The organism is Ochrobactrum sp. C6C9 (genome assembly GCF_022627935.1).
Lineage (GTDB): Bacteria > Pseudomonadota > Alphaproteobacteria > Rhizobiales > Rhizobiaceae > Brucella > Brucella teleogrylli.
This window is the reverse complement of the sequence record NZ_JABXGB010000026.1, coordinates 1-19,280: the sequence shown is the minus strand read 5'-3', so window position 1 is coordinate 19,280 and position 19,280 is coordinate 1. Positions and strand designations below refer to the sequence as shown.

The following is a 19,280-nucleotide window of genomic DNA, read 5'->3' as shown; positions in this document are numbered from 1 at the left end:
GATCGAAAGGGACGCCGGAAAATTAAAAGGCGCGATGTTTTCACACCGCGCCTTCCAGACTTTAAGAGATTACGGATCAAGCCGCTTTTTTGGTTTCGCTCTTGTAGGGATTGAAACGCTGATAGAAACTTTCGCCATTCTCGGCCAGGTCGAGCAGAAGCTTCGGCGCCTTGAACTGCTGGCCGTATTTCTTCTGCAAGTCCTTGGCAAGCTTGACGAATTTCTTCGCACCCATGCCATCGATATAGGACAGCGTACCGCCCGTATAAGGCGCGAAACCGAAGGCGAGGATCGAGCCGACATCGGCTTCGCGCGGATCGGTGACAATGCCTTCTTCCATCACGCGGGCAGCTTCGAGAGCGATGGTGACGAGGAAGCGTTGCTTCAGCTCGTTCACGTCGATCTTGTCGGGGTTCTGCTGCGGATAGAGATCCTTGAGACCAGCCCAAAGATGCTTCTTGGCGGGCTTGGCCGGGTATTCGTAGAATCCCTTGCCATTCTTGCGGCCCTTGCGGTCGAACTCGTTGACGAGCCTGTCCACCAGCTCGACATGGCGCGGATCAACGGCCTTGTCGCCCAGATCGGCAAGCGTGGCTTTCAGGATCTTCTGCGACAGGTCGATGGCGGTTTCGTCGTTGAGCGCCAGCGGGCCGACCGGCATACCGGCCATGCGGGCGGCATTTTCGATCATGGCCGCCGGAACGCCTTCAACCAGCATGTTGTAGGCTTCCGACATATAGCGCAGCACGCAGCGATTGACGTAGAAGCCGCGCGTGTCGTTGACGACAATCGGCGTCTTCTTGATCGCGCGGACATAATCGAGCGCGACGGCCAGAGCCTTGTCCGAGGTCTTCTTGCCGAGGATCACTTCCACCAGCATCATCTTGTCGACCGGCGAGAAGAAGTGGATGCCGATGAAATTCTTCGGACGCTTCGATACCTTAGCAAGACCGCTGATCGGCAGGGTCGAAGTGTTGGACGCGAAGATCGCCGAAGACTTCAGCACTTCCTCGGCCTTCTCGGTCGCGACACGCTTGACTTCACGGTCCTCGAACACGGCTTCGATCACCAGATCGGCACCGTCGAGTTCGGCATAGTCCGGCGTCGCGGTGATGAGCGACAGAAGCTTTTCCTTGTCGGCCTCAGTAGCGCGGCCCTTCTGCATTTCCTTGGTGACGAGATCGGCGGTATGCGCCTTACCCTTGTCGGCGGCTTCCTGATCGCGGTCGATCAGCACCACCGGAATGCCCGCCTTGGCGGTCACATAAGCAATGCCCGCCCCCATGAAACCAGCGCCAATGACGCCGATTTTCTTGAGCTTGGTCGGCTTTTCATCCGCAGGGCGGCGTGCGCCCTTGTTCAGTTCCTGCAACGACACGAACAGCGAACGGATCATCATGCCCGCTTCGGTTGTTTGGAGGATTTCGGTGAAATAGCGCTGCTCTATCTTGAGGCCGGTATCGAACGGCACCAGAAGGCCCTCATAAACCGACTTCAGAATAGCCAGCGCCGCCGGATAATTGCCCGATGTTTCGCGGCGCAGAATGGCGGTTGCGGCGGGCCAGAGATTGGCACCGGCAGCCGAATAGATCGCGCCGCCCGGCAGCTTGAAGCCCTTTTCATCCCAAGGCTGAACCGGCTTGAGGCCGCCCTTGATGAGCTTCTTGGCGGTTTCGACCAGCTTCTTCGCCGGGGCGACTTCCGTGACGAGGCCCATCGCCTTGGCGCGCTGCGCCGTCAGGCTGGAGCCGGTCGTCATCATCTGAAGCGCGTCCTGCTGGTTGGCTAGGCGCGGAACGCGCTGCGTTCCACCAGCGCCCGGGAACAGGCCGACCTTCACTTCAGGCAGCGCAAGCTTCACGCCCGGAGCATCCGACACAACCCGCGCATGGCAGGCGAGCGACATTTCAAACGCGCCGCCCATGCAGGTGCCGTTGATGGCCGAAACCCAAGGCTTGCCGCAGGTTTCAAGCTTGCGGAACAGGCCGCTCATCTTGCCGACATTGTCGAACAGGGACTGAACCGCGCCCTGCGGGTCCTTGGCCTTCTGCTTCTGGAACGCCTTGAACATGCCTTCCAGCATGGTCAGGTCGGCGCCACCGGAGAAGCTTTCCTTGCCGGACGTGATGACCACGCCCTTGATCTTGTCATCGGCAACCACCGCATCGATGATGGCGTTCAGTTCCTGCATCGCCTCGACGGTGAAAACATTCATCGACTTTTCAGGCATGTCCCAGGTGACGAGGGCAATGCCGTCGGCGTCGGTCTCAACTTTGAAATTCGTGTAAGCCATTCGTAAAAACCTCCCTCGCCCTTATACGCGCTCGATGATCGTCGCCGTGCCCATGCCAGCACCGATGCACAAGGTCACCAGCGCGGTGTTGAGATCGCGGCGTTCCAGCTCATCCAGCACCGTACCGAGGATCATCGCGCCGGTTGCGCCGAGCGGATGGCCCATGGCAATCGCGCCGCCATTGACGTTGATCTTGTCGTGCGGAATGTCGAAGGCCTGCATATAGCGCAGCACCACAGCGGCGAAGGCTTCGTTGAGTTCGAACAGGTCGATATCCGAAATCTTCAGCTTTGCCTGCTTGAGCAGTTTTTCCGTCACGTCGACCGGGCCGGTCAGCATCAGCGCCGGGTCGGAGCCGATATTGGCGAAAGCGCGGATACGGGCGCGCGGCTTGATGTCGAACGCCTTGCCAGCCTTCTTGGAGCCAACCAGAACGCCCGCTGCGCCATCGACGATACCCGACGAATTACCGGCATGATGAACGTGATTGACCGTTTCGATTTCCGGATGCGCCTGAATGCCGACAGCATTGAAGCCGCCCATTTCGCCCGGCATCACGAAGGACGGGTTCAACTGGCCCAGCGCCTGCATGTCGGTCGTCGGGCGCATATGCTCGTCATGGTCGAGAATGGTCAGGCCGTTCTGATCCTTGACCGAAATGACCGAATTCTTGAAATAACCCTTTTCCCACGACTTGCCGGCGCGCTTCTGGCTTTCGACAGCATAGGCATCGACGTCGTCGCGGCTGAAACCGTATTTCGTGGCGATCAGATCGGCGGAAACGCCCTGCGGCATGAAATAGCCCGGGAAGCCAACCGATGGATCCATGTACCAGGCGCCGCCCGACATGCCCATACCCACGCGCGACATGCTTTCAACGCCGCCCGCTATCACCAGATCATCGGCGCCGAAGGCAACCTTGGCAGCCGCCAGATTAATGGCATCGAGACCCGAAGCGCAGAAGCGCGAAATCTGGATGCCCGGGGCCTTGAAGTCGTATCCGGCTTCAAAAGCGGCAGAGCGCGGAATGACGGCACCGGCTTCGCCAACCGGATCGACACAGCCAAAAATAATGTCATCGACCTTGGCGGTATCGATGTTGTTGCGGTCGCGCAGGGATTCCAGAACCTTTGCGCCCAGACGCACAGCAGGCACTTCATGCAAGGACCCGTCCTTCTTGCCGCGCCCGCGCGGCGTCCGCACGTGATCGTAAATATAAGCCTCAGCCATTTTTTCTCCTTCCCGCCGGGTCCGAAGAACCCGGCCTAACCTTTAAAATATCGGCAGAAAATCAGAACGCATCCGCAGGCAGCGCCATCATGCTATCCGCACCCGACTGGATGCGCGCCAGATGGGCGGCACTTTCCGGCATGATACGCTCGAAATAGTACCGGGCAGTGACAAGCTTGGCTTCAAGGTAAGCCTTGTTGCCTTCACCTGCCGCCAGCTTTTCCTCGGCGACCTTGGCCATGCGGCCCCACATCAGGCCCAGAGCAACCAGACCGAAAAGGTGCATATAGTCATTGGAGGCTGCACCGGCATTGTCGGGCTTCGCCATGGCGTTCTGCATCAGCCACATGGTGGCGGCCTGAAGGTCGTTGAGCCCCTTCTTCAGATGCTTGGTGAAGAAGGACAGCTTCTCGTTGTCGCGATTGGCTTCGCAGAACTCGCCCGCTTCCTTGAAGAAGGTCGTGACCGCACGACCGCCATTCAGCGCCAGCTTGCGACCGACCAGATCGAGCGCCTGAATGCCGTTCGCACCCTCATAGATCATCGCAATGCGCGCATCGCGCACATACTGGCTCATGCCGTGTTCTTCGATATAGCCGTGACCGCCGAACACCTGCTGCGCCATGACGGCATGTTCAAAACCCTTGTCGGTCAGAACGCCTTTCAGCACCGGCGTCAACAGGCCGACCAGATCATCGGCGGCCTGACGCTCACCCTCATCACCGGAACGGTGCGCGATGTCGGAATTCAGCGCCGTCCACAGGATGAGCGCGCGGCCTGCTTCGTTGAAAGCGCGGATCGTCATCAGGTTGCGACGGATATCCGGATGCACGATAATCGGGTCAGCCTTCTTTTCCGGCTCTTTCGCGCCAGAAAGGGCGCGGCCCTGATTACGCTCGCGGGCATAGATCGCGGCATTCTGATAGGCGGTTTCGGCAATCGAAAGCCCCTGCAGCGCCACGCCGAGACGCGCTTCGTTCATCATGGTGAACATGGCGCGCAGGCCCTTATGCGCCTCGCCGATCAGATAGCCGGTCGCATCGTCATAGTTCATGACGCAGGTGGCGTTGCCGTGAATGCCCATCTTCTCTTCGATAGACCCACAGGAAACGCCGTTGCGCGCACCCGGGTTGCCGTTTTCATCGAGAATGAACTTCGGCACGATGAACAGCGAAATGCCCTTCACACCTTCCGGCGCGCCGTCGATACGGGCCAGCACCAGATGGATGATGTTTTCCGACATGTCATGTTCGCCAGCCGAGATGAAAATCTTCTGGCCGGAAATCTTGTAGGAGCCGTCGCCCTGCGGCGCCGCGCTGGTGCGCAGGAGACCCAAATCCGTGCCGCAATGCGGTTCGGTCAGGTTCATCGTGCCGGTCCAGGTGCCTTCCACCATCTTCGGCAGATAGGTGTCCTTCTGCTCATCGGTGCCATGGGCAAGGATCGCGGCAATCGCGCCCTGCGTCAGACCGGGATACATGGTGAGCGCCATATTGGCCGAGGACATATATTCGCCGACGGCGGTGTGCAGCAGATAAGGCAGACCCTGGCCGCCATATTGCTCCGGCACGGCGAGACCGAGCCAGCCGCCTTCGCGGTAAAGATCGAAGGCCTCCTTGAAACCCTTCGGCGCGGTGACGCTGCCATCGGCAGCGCGCTTGCAGCCTTCGCGGTCGCCGCTGTGATTGACAGGGAACAGGGTGCCTTCAGCGAGCTTTGCACCTTCCGACAGGATTGCCTCGACCACGTCGGGCGACGCGTCGGCAAAGCCCGGCAGATTGTTGTAACGCTGATAGTTCAGAACGTCGTTGAGCACGAAATTCGTATCTTCAACGGGCGCGCGATAGCTCGGCATCAAAATCCTCCAAATTCATCACCTGAGCCAGCCCGTAACGGACGGATACCAGCTCCAAACCGCGTTTCATGCATGCTGTCTGCTTAACTGGCAAAACGCCGTGACAACCTGCATGCTGCAACAAAAAGGACCGTTCTCACTCGAAAACCTGCCATTTTTGCAGCATTCTGGCCAGCCTTAACCCGTTCTCGGGTCGCAGCCGACCAGTTCGGACTCAAAACTAGCGCAGTTTGACGTTTCCGTAAACGTCAAAATTTCGCGAGCAGGCGTGTGGTGTAAAATGGGATTGGGAAGAAGGCCATGGTAGGCTTTGTCGGCGGGACTGGCGCAGTATGGCAGAATCCTTTCGCCGAACCAAAAACTCGCCCGCAAGAATCAACACTATAAAAAGCAATCTCTGATATAAAATTGCCAGCGCTCCTTTGCTATTTCGCGAAATAATAAATGACTTCAATAATAAGCTACCTTCATAAAAAGGCACATTTTAAAAATTGGGAGAAGTTCAATGCATAATCCAAACAACACCGTAAGCAAGCAATCAATTGCATTTGAAGATGTATTGAAGGGACTCTCTTCAACACTCAGCTGTATTGATTTTCTTTATGTTTATGACTGCAACAATAAGAAGAAATAATATTATCTCTGCTAAGAACGCCCGTTACTAACTTCTGGATGGAGATTAGGGGGTAGTTCACTCCCTAATTTTCCCGCTGGAAAGATAACTCTCATGACGAAACACTTTGAAACTCCGGTTATCTTTTCGCTGCCTCACCAGGCCGCAAGCGACTTTTGTGAGCACTATCTCACCAAGAGCGGCATCATGATTTCGCTCGCGGATTTGCGTGACAAGGAACTCGCGGCGGATCTGGCCGACCAGGCCGCACATGTCTTCGCAAACTTGCTCAAAGATTTGCAGTATCAGTTGGATTGCCCGGAAATCGGGATCGTCGCGGTCGATATACCGTCCATCCTTGACGATGCGACATTGGATGCCATTGCGGGTGCGCTGCTGGCCGTTTCGCTGACCCAGGCGCTTATGCCGACGTTAACCGACGGGAGAAACCAGACGCCGTTTTCCGTCTTCACCACTTCCGCAGACAGTCTCGAAAGACTTGAACGCGCCGGATTACAGGATCTAACGCCAACGAACCGATTGGAGTTTCATTCCGACAGTGCACTTACCGGCACAGAGGTGGCCGTTCCCGACTACATATCAGTCTATAACATTGCCATTAATTTCGAGGAACGCGGCTATTTTCATTGGGTTCCGACCTGCAAACTCGATGGTCTGGCAGCGCTTGTGGACAGAATAGGCTTATCGGATGCGTATTATTTCAAGCTCAATCCGACTGTCTATGAAGACGGGCAAAATGACGTGATGGTCATAGAACATCGCGTCAAGGCAACCATTTTCAGCCATGACCAGAACGGCTCGATTACAACTTATATGAGCGGCCAGTTCGACGGGAAGGTGGGCGAGGAGCATACCCAATCCCATGACGTCGTCACTGACATGGTGAATGCCATATCAGAAAACAAATTTCGCTATTCCATCCCGCAGGAAAGCCGCAGGTTGCTTATAATGAATAACGCAAACGGCTTTCACGCCCGCGACGCTCTTGAAAAGCCCCTGCCCGGCGTTGCCGTGAACCGGGTCTATCTTCGCTGCACGTCTGTAGCGGGCAAAGTTGTCGGCGAAATTGTGGGAGAATAGGCCCGATCCGACGCAGACGGGTGGTTCATTGGCTCAACAAAGCCTGCATCCGGTCCTGATTGCGCAGCCCGACTTCCCGAACGATCTCGGCGATCTGCGAGAGTTGCGACGACAGCGGGTTGCTTTTGCGCCAAACCAGACCGATGGTCCGCGACGGGCGCGGTTCGGCAAGGCGGAACATGCAGACATTCGCGGCGAGTGTTTCCGTATAGACCGCCATCTCCGGCACAAGCGTAATGCCGATGCCAGCACCCACCATCTGCACAAGCGTGGACAGTGAACTGCCTTCCATCAATTCACGCGGCGGCGCATTCGCAATATTGCAGAAGGATAGCGCCTGATCGCGGAAACAATGCCCTTCTTCCAGAAGAAGAAGCCGCATTTCATGCAGTTTTTCGGCGCTGGGAACCGGCTTGCCCGCATCTTCCAGCGGGCGCATCAGCACGAATTCCTCTTCAAAGAGGGGCACTTCCTGCAAGGCAGGCTCGGAAATCGGCAAGGCGACAATCGCCGCGTCCAGTCTGGCTTCCAAAAGGTCTTCGATCAGTTTCTGGGTGATGGCCTCACGCGGGCGTGGTTCCAGCCCCGGATAACGCTGGGTGAGCGTCTTGATCACTTCCGGCAGAAGATAGGGCGCAACCGTCGGGATCACGCCGAGACGCAGGCGCCCCGTGAACGGGCCATGCGCTGCCCGCGCCAGCTCTTCCAGTTCGTCGACCGAACGCAGAATGCCGCGCACCCTCTCCGCGAATTCCTCACCGAGCCCGGTCAGGCGGATTTGTCTGCCACCACGCTCCACCAGAGGCGCGCCGATCAGGTCTTCCAGTTCCTTGATCTGCAAGGATAAGGCGGGTTGAGAGATGGAGCAGGCCGCTGCCGCGCGCCCGAAATGGCTCAATCGCGCCAGCGAGTCGAAATAGCGAAGGTGTTTCATGGAGAGGCCAATCATAAGCTGAGCATATCGCAGCCTTTAGAATATACAATTGGAATTTATCGGAAGCATTGATTACCGTACCAAAACTGACTGTGGCCCGGAGTGTCCGCCTTCATAAAGCGGACGCTTTGGCATGCCAGTGTCAGCCGCTCGTTCAATTTAGCGAAAGCCATCTTTGGGAAAGCCATCGGAGAGCAATCATGGACGTTAAGACGAAATCGGCCGGAAAATGTCCGGTCATGCATGGCGGCAATACCGCGCTTGGCAGTTCTGTCATGGAATGGTGGCCCAATGCGCTGAACCTCGACATTCTGCACCAGCACGACAGCAAGACCAATCCGCTGGGCAAGGACTTCAACTATAAAGAAGAGCTGAAAAAGCTCGACGTGGAAGCCCTCAAGGCCGATCTGCGCGCGCTCATGACCGATAGTCAGGAGTGGTGGCCTGCCGACTGGGGCAGCTATGTCGGCATGATGGCTCGCGTGACTTGGCACGCCGCCGGTTCCTACCGCACCTCCGATGGTCGCGGTGGCGCCAGCACCGGTAACCAGCGTTTTGCGCCGCTCAATTCCTGGCCGGATAACGTCAACACCGATAAGGGTCGCCGTTTGCTGTGGCCGATCAAGAAGAAGTACGGCAACCGGCTCTCCTGGGCCGACCTGATCGCGCTTGCCGGTACGATTGCCTATGATGTCGCCGGTCTTAAGACCTTTGGTTTCGCCTTTGGCCGTGAAGATATCTGGGCGCCCGAAAAAGACACCTATTGGGGCAATGAAAAGGAATGGCTGGCGCCAAGCGATGGCCGTTACGGTGACGTGACCAAGCCGAGCACGCTGGACAACCCGCTGGCGGCGGTCCAGATGGGCCTGATTTATGTCAACCCGGAAGGCGTGAACGGTAAGTCCGATCCGTTGGCAACGGCAGCGCAGATGCGCGAAACCTTTGCCCGCATGGGTATGGACGACGAGGAAACCGTGGCGCTGACAGCTGGCGGCCATACGATCGGCAAGACCCATGGCAATGGCGATCCGGCTAACCTCAGTCCCGATCCGGAAGATGCAGGGCCTGAATATCAGGGGCTGGGCTGGATGAATACCAAGGGTCGCGGCATCGGTCGTGATACCGTGGTTTCGGGCCTCGAAGGCGCATGGACCACGGAACCGACCAAGTGGGACAACGGTTTCTTCGAAATGCTGTTCAAGCATGAATGGCATCTGGTCAAGAGCCCGGCTGGCGCATCGCAATGGGAGCCCATTTCGATTGCCGAGCAGGACAAGCCGGTTGACGTGGAAGACCCGTCAATCCGCCTGAACCCGATGATGACCGATGCGGATATGGCGCTCAAAGTAGACCCGATCTATCGCGCGATTTCCGAGCGTTTCATGAACGACTTCGACGCGTTCTCGGATGCCTTTGCCCGCGCATGGTTCAAGCTGACCCATCGCGACATGGGCCCGAAGACCCGTTACATCGGGCCTGACGCGCCGACGGAAGACCTGATCTGGCAGGACCCGGTTCCTGCTGGCCGCACGGATTACGACGTGAAGGACCTCAAGGCCAAGATCGCCGTTTCCGGCCTTTCCGTGTCCGATCTGGTTTCCACCGCCTGGGACAGCGCCCGCACCTATCGCGGTTCGGATTTCCGTGGCGGCGCAAACGGCGCGCGTATCCGTCTGGCTCCGCAGAAGGATTGGGCAGGCAACGAGCCGGAACGTCTGGCCCGTGTTCTCTCGGTTCTGGAACCGATTGCAGCGGCGTCTGGCGCAAGTCTGGCCGATGTCATCGTGCTGGCTGGCAATTACGGTGTGGAACAGGCAGCCAAGGCCGCCGGTTTCGACATTGAAGTGCCTTTCGCACCGGGACGTGGCGATGCGACAGCCGAGCAGACCGATGCCGAAAGCTTTGCTCCGCTCGAGCCGCTGGCAGACGGTTTCCGCAACTGGCAGAAGCAGGACTATGTGGTCAGCGCCGAGGAACTGCTCCTCGACCGTGCCCAGCTCATGGGCCTCACCGCCCCTGAAATGACGGTCCTTGTCGGCGGCATGCGCGCCATCGGCACCAACCATGGCGGCACGGCGCATGGCGTCTTCACCGACAAGGTCGGCGCGTTGACGACGGATTTCTTCGCCACGCTCACCGACATGCGCTACACGTGGGTTCCGACCGGCGAAGGCCTGTATGAAATCCGCGACCGCAAGACCGGCACGCCGAAGTTCACCGCAACGCGCGTCGATCTCGTTTTCGGTTCGAATTCGATCCTTCGCGCCTATGCCGAAGTCTATGCTCAGGACGACAGCAAGGAGAAGTTCGTGAAGGACTTCGTTGCCGCCTGGACCAAGGTGATGAACGCCGACCGTTTCGATCTGGCATAAAAGCCGATCTAGAGCATTTCCAGCAAAAGTGCGAAGCGGTTTTGCGTAGGACAATGCGTGAAAACAAATGGATAGAGCGGCTCCAGCGATTCCAATTTAACTGGAACCGCTCTAACGAAAAAGCCTCCCCCGAAGGTTTCGGTGGAGGCTTTTTTATTTATTTCGCCATGTCGATGGCGGAGCTGAGCTCTTCAACCGCCTGATCAGCCGTCAGCTGGCCATTGAACTGGCGGGTGATGACATCGAACATCGCATTCTTGATCGCGGTTGGCTGTGCATGCGACTGCGAGAAGGAACCAAGCAGCGATCCGCTCTTGTCGGCGGCGGCCAGATCCTTGATCGCCTTTTGTCCGCATTCGTCAAATGCCGTGGTCGGCACATCCGTGCGCGCCGGTGCCGAGCCCTTCACCACATTGAAGGCCGACTGGAAATTGACGTCTTCCACAGCGGCTGCGAGTGCAAGTTGCGCCTTGCGCTTGTCCTCACCCACTTCGAAGACAGCGAACTGATCGGCATTGAAAGCCACGGAACCTTCCGTTCCCGGAAAACGACCGCAAACGAAATCCGCGCCCGGCTTTTTTCCGGCCTTGGTGAACTCGCCCTTGGCCCAGTCGCCCATGAACTGCACGCCCGCCTTGTCGTCGATGACCATTGATGAGGCAAGATTCCAGTCACGTCCGGAGAAGTTGTCGTCCACATAGGTGCGCAGCTTCGCCATCCGCTCGAAGACCTGCTTCATGGTATCGCTCTTCAGCGCTTCCGGATCGAGATCGATCAGCGCCTTCTTGTAGAAATCCGGCCCGAACGACATCACGACACTTGTGAAGATAAGCGCTTCCTGCCAGGGCTGGCCGCCATGGGCAATCGGCGTGATCCCCTGTTCCTTGAACTTGTCGAGCAGCGCGACAAGCTCGTCCCAGTTCTGCGGCACTTTTCCGCCTGCCTTGTCGAGCGCGGCCTTGTTGTACCACGCCCAGTTGGTGGAATGCACATTGACCGGCGCGGCGATCCAGTGGCCGTCATATTTCGAGAAGCGCTGGATTGCAGGCGGGATGACCTTGTCCCAGCCTTCCTTGTCGGCGACTTCATCCAGATTGCCGAGCACGCCCTGCTCCGCCCAATCCAGAATGTCGAAACCCTGCATCTGCACGGCGGCAGGCGCATTGCCCGCCGTCACACGGGCGCGCAAGGTCGTCATGGCAGCCTCGCCCGCACCGCCGGCGACCGGCATATCGACCCAGCCAATACCCTGTTTCTGAAGATTTTCCTTCAAGAGATTAAGCGCTGCCGCCTCACCGCCCGAGGTCCAGTAATGGAGAACTTCCACGCTTTCCTCGGCTTGCGCCAGGTTCGCCCCACCCAAAATACTGACACCCGCCAGCAGCATTCCCATCATCAAGCGCATTCTCATATCTCCTCGTTAAGAGCGCATCCCGAAAAGTGTGAAACGGTTATCGGAGAAGATGCGCGTTATAACAGAAAAATTAGAGCGCGGTTCGATCTGATTCAATCAGATCGAACCGCGCTCTAAGAATGGCGCACACAACCATGTGTCCAGCGAAACGAAATTCACTATCGCGTTGGCGTAAACATGCCGTGGGCGACACGCCTACACTTCATTTTTCAGCGTTTCTTTCTGCGTAATCAGACGCGCTGAGTGCTGCCCCGAAATGAAGACCCAGAGCCAGCTGAGCGCCACCGCCAGACGGCTGCGCGTGCCAATGAGAAAATAGATATGGGCGAGGCCCCATATCCACCATGCAATCCAGCCTTTGAGCCGCAGCGACCCGAAATCGATGACGGCTGCACTTGGACCGATGGTGGCAAGGTTGCCAAGATGCTTGTAACGGAAGGAACCGGGCGCGGCATGATTGGCAAACCGCGCCTTGATCACCTTCGCCACATATTTGCCCTGCTGCTTGGCGGCAGGCGCAATGCCCGGCACTGGCTTTCCATCAGCGGTTTTGACCAGAGCCGTATCCCCGACGATAAAGATTTCGGGATGGCCCTTCACTGTCAGGTCCGGCTCGACCACGGCGCGCCCGGCGCGATCCTGTTCGGCGCCCACCCATTCAGCCGCTTTCGAAGCCTGCACACCCGCCGCCCAGATGACGGTGCGGCTCGCGACCTGTTCGTCACCGATGGAAATGCCCCTGGCATCGCAGGCAGTGACGGGCGTTCCGGTTCTGACCTCCACGCCCATTTTCGTCAGCGACTTCTCCGCATATTCCGAAAGCGACGGCGGGAAAACCGGCAGAATGCGCGGCCCGGCTTCAATGAGTATGATGCGGGCTGTGGATGTATCGATATTGCGGAATTCCTTGACCAAGGTGCGGTGGGCCAGTTCCGCAATGATCCCCGCCAGTTCCACGCCGGTCGGCCCCGCGCCGATGATGCTGAATGTCAACAGCGCTTTGCGAACTTCGGGATCGGCCTCCAGCTCGGCCTGTTCGAAAGCCAGCAGGAGACGGCGGCGAATAGTCGTCGCATCTTCCAGCGCCTTCAGGCCCGGTGCATAAGGCTCCCATTCGTCGCGTCCGAAATAAGCGTGCCGCGCACCGGTCGCAAGCACAAGCGTGTCATAATCAACGGCGTGCCCATCGCGGAGATGCACCTTGCGCGCCTGCGTGTCCACGCCCGTCACTTCAGCCAGCAGGGTGGAAACCTCTTCGCGATTGCGAAAGACGGAGCGGATCGGCCAGGCGATTTCCGATGTTGCAAGAACAGTCGTCGCGACCTGATAGAGCAAGGGCTGGAAAAGATGATGGTTTCTGCGATCGATGATCGTGATCGATGTATCCGGACTTTGCAGATCTTTCGCCAGCTGCAAACCCGCAAAACCGCCGCCGACAATCACTACGCGATGCTGAGCCAATTCGCTTTTCCTTTCGCCGCCTGCATCCTGTCGAGGACTCACCATACACGCGAGCGCTTGCTCTGCCTTTCAAAAACCATCGCAAGCGTGGGGGATGTCCGCTCCATGTAATAAGTAGCGCCGCGCGGAAAAAAGTCAGCCCGCAACCGATGCTCGGATGCGGGCTTTTAAAAGGGCGCGCGGGCTGGCTTCAGCGCAGCAGATAGGCAGGTATTTTGGGATCGAAGCCGACAATGCGCTGCCCTTCGGCAAAGGCTGCGCGCAGCGTCTCGCGAAGCGACAGGCGCGCCTGCATGGCCGCCGCTGGATCTGTCGCAAGCAGCTGGTCGATATCGCCGGGAAATTCGACGCGACGAATATCGGCGGGAAATTCAGGCGCCTGCCCTTTGGAACGGGCTTCGACACGCGGATCGTCCAAGTGCCAGTCGGCTACGATGCGATCCGACGGAAGGCCCGCATTGATGCCGACCATCGGACCATAATAGTCGATGTGATAGGTGGACGACGTGGCGCCAAGGCTTGCAATATTCAACCCGGCATTGACCGCGCGAATGGGATCATAGGTCCAGCGCACATGGGTCACGCCGCGCGCAAGGCACCAGTCACGCTGGAACCACTTCATGCGCGCACCAAGCTTCAGGCCCCGCGCTTCCGGCAAAACCCCCAGACGATGCGAATGCTGGATGCCCGGTGTCGCAGTCGGGAAACCGAAGATGAAACCCAGCATCTTCTCACCATCGAAGGCACCGGCGACAAGCCCGCCTTCATGCTGGATAGCAAGCAACAGATCGGAGGCATCGACAGGATCGTCGTCGCCCCAGACAAGCCGCTGCACAGTTTCCGAATCCTTCATCTCGGCCAGCGATGCGAGTTCGCGGATGACTATTTCGCTCATGCTGCGAATTCCTCGCGATGGTTCGTCACCGTATCGAGGAAGGCGCGGTCGAGCGTCACACCAATACCCGGGCCGTTTTTCGGCACAGCCATGCCGCCGTTTTCGGCTTCCAGCGGCTCATTGACAATGTCGCGCGGGAAATAGCGACTGGCGGACGAGGTATCCCCCGGCTTGGTGAAATTCACCAGCGTCGAAAGATGGATATTGTGCGCACGTCCAATGCCTGCCTCCAGCATGCCGCCGCACCATACAGGTACATCGAAAGCCGCGCAGACATCATGAATGGCCCGCGATGCGCTGTGGCCACCGACGCGCCCGACCTTGATGTTGATGACCCGGCAGGCACGCGCGACGAGCGCCTTGCGCGCATCGACCGAAGAGCGAATGCTTTCATCGAGACAAATGGCCGTCAGCAGTTTTTCCTGCACATGCACATGGTCGGTAATGTCGTCAAACGCCAACGGCTGCTCGATGTAATCGAGCGCGAATGCGTCCATGGCTTTCAAAAGCGGCAGGTCCGACAGGCGATAATCCGTATTGGCGTCAACGGTCAGCTTGGCGTCCGGGAAGCGGTCGCGCACGGCTTGCAGCATCGCCAGATCATGGCCGCGCTTGATCTTGAGCTTCACGCGCTTGTAACCGGCGTCGAGCGAAGCCGCGACGCGGTCAATCGTCGTTGGAATATCGGCGATGCCAAGGCTGACACCAACATCGATGGCATCGCGAACGCCACCAAGCGCAACGCTCAATGGCAGGTTCAGCGCTTTCGCCCACAAGTCCCACACGGCCATTTCGACCATGGCCTTGCTCATCCTGTGCCCGCGCCACGGATCGAGAATGGCGGCAAGATCAGCCGGACCGTTGAAACGCTTTCCAACAATCTGCGGCAGCAGCACATCGCGCAGGAATGAGAGCGAGCCGGAGATGGTTTCTTCGAGATAATCCGGCAAGGGGTCCATCACGCCTTCGGCATAGCCTTCAAGACCTTCCGCCTTCAGGGTGAGGATCGGTATCACCTTTTCAGTCATCGTGCCGGTGGAGATCACGAAAGGCACGAGCAGCGGCAACCGGATAACCCGTATTTCAGCCGCCTCGATTTTTAATCCGGCGAAAATTGGCGCTGTCTGCATCGGATACTCCATCCGTGGGTATGATTGATTACGTCAGATCGAAACGGTTCTAGAGCGGTTCCGATTAAAACGGAATCGTGGATCCGCTCAATCTATTTGTTTTACGCACTATCCTACGCATCGAAGCGGGATTAGAAATCAGTCCAGTGGACTGATTTCCCAGCGTAGGCGCTACGCACTTTTGCTGGAAATGCTCTAAATTCCCTGTTCGCTGGCAAAAGTCCAACAGATTCAGTTGGGACTTTCACTGATGTACTCACGAGAGTGTATCCAGTGGGAAAACCGGACGCCGCAGGCGCGAATAAGTGCGTCTCGAAAGATCCGGCGAACTCAACCCACCAGCATCGGTCACGATGATCTGCGCCGCAATCGGGCCGAAAGCCCCCTTGAAATGCTGCATCGACTTGACCGCAACAATTGCCTTTTCCTTCGGCTCGATACCGACAATCCGGAAGATGTTCTGATCGAGCATCTGCATCCGTTCGGAAACGATCATGATGTCGATCCCCTCCACGCGCAGGCACACGGATTTTCCGGTCGTTCCGGGCAGACCCGTAAACATCGGCCCTTCGAAAACGAAGCTGCCTTCGCTGATCGCCATGACACGGCCCGTCACCGTCAGCGGGCCACCGCCGACCGTTGGATCAGACTTGCCGCCAATCGTCACCGTGAGGGTCTCGCCCACTGCCTTGGCTGCAATCTCGGCCACCGCTTCGGGGTCCAGCAGCGCGCCAGCGGCGGCATCGGTCACACCGGCGTCCAGCATCGCCGCAATCAGCGCGGTGCAATCGCTATAAGCGCCCGAGCCGGGATTATCCGAGAAGTCCGCAACAACAATCGTGCCCTTGGCGCCGCGCGCCTCTTTCAATCGCGCGATGCACGCATCAAGAGGCATCGGCTGCGTCCACTGATCCTTATAGGACCAGATTTCATCACACATCTTGCCTGCAACATCGAAAGCGGCCTGCCGTTCAACACTTTTCGCATCGAAGGTGACAATAACACTTGGTCCCGCCGCCCAAACATCGGCATCGGTGAAACCGGCATTGATCGCCACATTGAGGATGCCCGGCTGCTGCATTTCGCGGTCCGCGCTTTCGAGCAGACGGCACATCGGGCCATTATCCGTCGTGCGACCGTCATCGCAACCGAGCAGCATTGGCGGGCGGGCGATGGCGAGAGCAGGTTCGATCTCGCCCTTCATCGCCCGATCCAGCAGCGAACAAGCCTCAACCCCAACCTCATTCATATCGACATGCGGATAGGTTCGGAATGAAACCGCGATCTGCGCCAGATCGGCCAGTTCGTCGAAAATATTCGCATGAAGATCGAGCGTGATGGCAATCGGTACATCATACCCAACCACCGAGCGGATTTCGCGCAGGAACTGGCTGTCGCCATCCTGATCCGTTTCCGTCACCATGGCACCATGCAGAGCGACGAAGATACCGTTGAACGGTCCGCATTCCTTCAACCGCCGCAGGCATTCGCCTGTGATTTCCAGACGTGCGCTTTCCAGCACCGCGCCATTCGGCTCCGCATGGGCGGCAGTAATATAAACAGGTGTCCATCCCTTTTCATCCGCGACCTTTATCGCGCCGCCGACCTCCGAGCCGGTGCCGCGGAAATTGGCCGGAATCTCATCACCCTTGAAATAGTGGGACGCACGGAAATCGCCAATACTCGTGCGATTTTTCGTGAAGGTATTACTTTCATTGATGAGTTCGATGATCGCAACGCGATAGGACACGGGATCGACCTTTCTTAGAGCGGTTCCGGTGAAAACGGAATCGTGGAACCGCTCTATCTATTTGTTTTTACGCATTATCCTACGCAAAACCGCTACGCACTTTTGCTGGAAATGCTCTATGTCGGCGAAGACCAGTCTGGATTGGTCGAGAATGTAACGGCTGAAGCATGATCGCGCCGCCGCAACCTTGCGCATGGCACAAGGCGGGCACCCGATCTGATGTGGTGCTTCAGATCAGGGCCCTTTCGGAACGAACTATTTTGCGAAGATTTCGCTGGCGAATTTCGGCTTTTCCCGAATGTCGAAGTCAAAATACTTGGCGCGGATCTTGTCGTAGGTGCCGTCCTGGATGATCTCTTCCAGCGCCTTGTTGACGCGCGCGCGCAGCTCCTCATCATCCTTGCGGAAGGCCATGCCAGCGCCCAATGTGCCATCGAGCAGGAACTCGTTACCGACAAACTCGCAGCAGCTCGCTCCCTTAGAAATCCAGTTGCTGAGCGCGAACTTGGATTCAAGCACGAGGTCCACGCGACCGTTTTCAATGTCGAGGAAAGCTTCTTCCAGCGTCGGATAGAGCTTCACCTCATTATCAGGGAAAAAGCGCTGCAAAACATCGACCGCGATAGAGCCGGTCTGGGTGCCTATGACCTTCCCCTTGGCGCTTTCCGGCGTCACGTCCTTCAGGCCAAGTTCCTTCAACGCAACAAACCGCATGGTATTGTAGTAGTAGGGATTGGAAAAATTGACCTGCTGCATGCGCGATTCCGTGATAGCCATCGACGACGCCATCACATCAAATTTCTTCGCCTGAAGAGCAGGAATAATCCCGCTCCATTCATTGGCGCTCCACACGCAATCCGCTTTCAGTTTCTCGCAGATCGCATCGCCGACGTCGATATCGAAGCCCTGCAGCTTCCCATTGGGATCGAGGTAATTGAACGGCGCATAAGCGCCCTCGGCTCCCATGCGGATTTCCTCGGCATAGGATGGGAAAGCACCGAACACGGCGACAACCGCTGCAATAATTCCCATTTTGGCGTGCTTATGCATGTTCCGATCTCCTGTTATTCGCCCTTGCCCGGCAATGTCTGATCCCAGAAAATCAGCGTCACCTGAGATCATCAGCCGGTGGGAATGCTCCCTTGGGCAGCTTTTATTGATTGACGATTATGCTTGTGCCCGCAGCCGATCAATGCAAAAGAACTATTCAATGTTATTAGAAAATTTAATGGGACTATGAATTCACGAGCCGGGCGGAGAAGACTTCCAAGCTTGAAAGCGTTGCGGGCTTTTGAAGCCGTGGCGCACTGCCAGAGCTTTACCGCTGCGGCGGAAGAGCTTGCGGTCAGCCAAGGCGCGGTCAGTCATCAGATCAAACTTCTCGAACAGGCCTTGGGCTGCCAGTTGCTTATTCGCGGGCCTCGTGGCGTGACCGTTACCGCAGAGGGCGCATTGCTGGCCGAAGTTTGTGGGCGTGCCCTTGACGAAATCGGTGCTGTGACGGCCCTTATCGGTCAGGACAACAGGGCGCAAATTCTCCGCGTCCGCGCCGGGCCTTTCTTCTCTATGGAAGTCATTGCCAGCCGCATTGCTGGATTCCTCAAACAGAACCCGGGTATACAGCTGCATCTGAACAATCTCGAGATCGATTCCATTGCGCATGACAGAGAAGACGCGCAGATCAAATATTGCCTGAACGCCCCTGCCGGTGCCTACAGCATCGACCTGTTGACCGAAAAGCTCGTTCCCGTCTGTAGCCCTTCTCTTCTCGAAGGCGTGGCAAACCCGGAAGACCTTCTCACAAACCCCGACATTCCGCGCCTACACTACCGCGACATGAGCGATTGGAAGCGATGGATATCGCACCACGGCATTGGTGATATAGCCGCAAACTCAAATCTGTTTTTCGACGACCAGCACACGCTTCTGGCGGCGGCGCGGTCGGGACAAGGCATTGGCTTTTCTCATCGACCGCTTCTCGAAAGCGACGTGCAGCGCGGCAGTCTCGGCATCGTATCGGAGAAATTCTTCCAGCCCAAGGAATCTTACAAGTTCATTTGCAGCCATGAGACCATTGCCTCAAACCATGCATTACAGCTCTTCCGCGACTGGCTGATGGCTGAGGTTTCGACGATCTGCTAGGCGGCACGACTTTTAAAGCATGTCGCTGTTAACCGGATTCGGGATTCCCGTTTGGCTTGATCTGTGATTCACTTGTCTCATGGAAGGAGA

13 protein-coding genes are annotated in these 19,280 nt (G+C 57.5%); 3 read left to right on the top strand and 10 right to left on the bottom strand.

The window, feature by feature from the left end:
• Positions 1 to 76: 76 nt before the first annotated feature.
• The 3 genes from HWD97_RS18805 to HWD97_RS18795 all read right to left on the bottom strand — a co-directional run bounded on the left by HWD97_RS18805 (position 77) and on the right by HWD97_RS18795 (position 5,378).
• Positions 77 to 2,293, bottom strand: a complete 2,217-nt coding sequence (locus HWD97_RS18805) for an FAD-dependent oxidoreductase (RefSeq protein ID WP_109367003.1) — start codon at positions 2,291 to 2,293, stop codon at positions 77 to 79.
• A 21-nt stretch (positions 2,294 to 2,314) separates the two neighbouring features.
• Entirely contained in the window at positions 2,315 to 3,523 is a 1,209-nt protein-coding gene (locus tag HWD97_RS18800) for an acetyl-CoA C-acetyltransferase (RefSeq protein ID WP_109367002.1), read from the bottom strand.
• 61 nt (positions 3,524 to 3,584) lie between these two features.
• A complete protein-coding gene (locus HWD97_RS18795; protein WP_109367001.1) occupies positions 3,585 to 5,378 on the bottom strand; it encodes an acyl-CoA dehydrogenase C-terminal domain-containing protein in 1,794 nt (597 codons plus the stop codon).
• 727 nt (positions 5,379 to 6,105) lie between these two features.
• On the opposite strand from HWD97_RS18795, the gene HWD97_RS18790 reads away from it, so the two are divergent.
• A complete protein-coding gene (locus HWD97_RS18790) occupies positions 6,106 to 7,092 on the top strand; it encodes a hypothetical protein (RefSeq protein ID WP_109367000.1) in 987 nt (328 codons plus the stop codon).
• A 25-nt stretch (positions 7,093 to 7,117) separates the two neighbouring features.
• Here HWD97_RS18790 and HWD97_RS18785 read toward each other — a convergent pair whose 3' ends face one another.
• Positions 7,118 to 8,041 (bottom strand): hydrogen peroxide-inducible genes activator, encoded by a 924-nt coding sequence (locus HWD97_RS18785; protein WP_109366999.1) that lies wholly within the window; start codon positions 8,039 to 8,041, stop codon positions 7,118 to 7,120.
• A 185-nt stretch (positions 8,042 to 8,226) separates the two neighbouring features.
• On the opposite strand from HWD97_RS18785, the gene katG reads away from it, so the two are divergent.
• Positions 8,227 to 10,398, top strand: a complete 2,172-nt coding sequence (katG, locus tag HWD97_RS18780) for a catalase/peroxidase HPI (protein ID WP_109366998.1) — start codon at positions 8,227 to 8,229, stop codon at positions 10,396 to 10,398.
• A gap of 157 nt (positions 10,399 to 10,555) precedes the next feature.
• Here katG and HWD97_RS18775 read toward each other — a convergent pair whose 3' ends face one another.
• The 6 genes from HWD97_RS18775 to HWD97_RS18750 form a co-directional block, all read right to left on the bottom strand.
• On the bottom strand, positions 10,556 to 11,803 hold the full coding sequence (locus HWD97_RS18775) for an ABC transporter substrate-binding protein (protein ID WP_109366997.1): 1,248 nt from the start codon (positions 11,801 to 11,803) through the stop codon (positions 10,556 to 10,558).
• A gap of 204 nt (positions 11,804 to 12,007) precedes the next feature.
• Positions 12,008 to 13,273, bottom strand: coding sequence for an NAD(P)/FAD-dependent oxidoreductase (locus tag HWD97_RS18770; protein ID WP_209445998.1), 1,266 nt, complete (start codon positions 13,271 to 13,273; stop codon positions 12,008 to 12,010).
• A gap of 190 nt (positions 13,274 to 13,463) precedes the next feature.
• Complete coding sequence (locus HWD97_RS18765; RefSeq protein ID WP_371835448.1) at positions 13,464 to 14,168, bottom strand: GNAT family N-acetyltransferase; 705 nt, start codon at positions 14,166 to 14,168, stop codon at positions 13,464 to 13,466.
• On the bottom strand, positions 14,165 to 15,298 hold the full coding sequence (gene menC / locus HWD97_RS18760; RefSeq protein WP_371835447.1) for an o-succinylbenzoate synthase: 1,134 nt from the start codon (positions 15,296 to 15,298) through the stop codon (positions 14,165 to 14,167). Before menC ends, HWD97_RS18765 begins: the two co-directional genes overlap by 4 nt.
• A gap of 256 nt (positions 15,299 to 15,554) precedes the next feature.
• Positions 15,555 to 17,048 carry a M81 family metallopeptidase gene (locus HWD97_RS18755; RefSeq protein WP_109366993.1) on the bottom strand — a complete coding sequence of 498 codons (1,494 nt, stop codon included), beginning with the start codon at positions 17,046 to 17,048 and terminating at the stop codon, positions 15,555 to 15,557.
• 255 nt (positions 17,049 to 17,303) lie between these two features.
• On the bottom strand, positions 17,304 to 18,098 hold the full coding sequence (locus tag HWD97_RS18750) for an ABC transporter substrate-binding protein (protein WP_235859018.1): 795 nt from the start codon (positions 18,096 to 18,098) through the stop codon (positions 17,304 to 17,306).
• Between the two features lie 123 nt (positions 18,099 to 18,221).
• Between HWD97_RS18750 and HWD97_RS18745 the strand changes: the two genes are divergently transcribed.
• Positions 18,222 to 19,190 (top strand): LysR family transcriptional regulator, encoded by a 969-nt coding sequence (locus tag HWD97_RS18745; RefSeq protein WP_235859017.1) that lies wholly within the window; start codon positions 18,222 to 18,224, stop codon positions 19,188 to 19,190.
• The last annotated feature ends 90 nt before the right edge of the window (positions 19,191 to 19,280 follow it).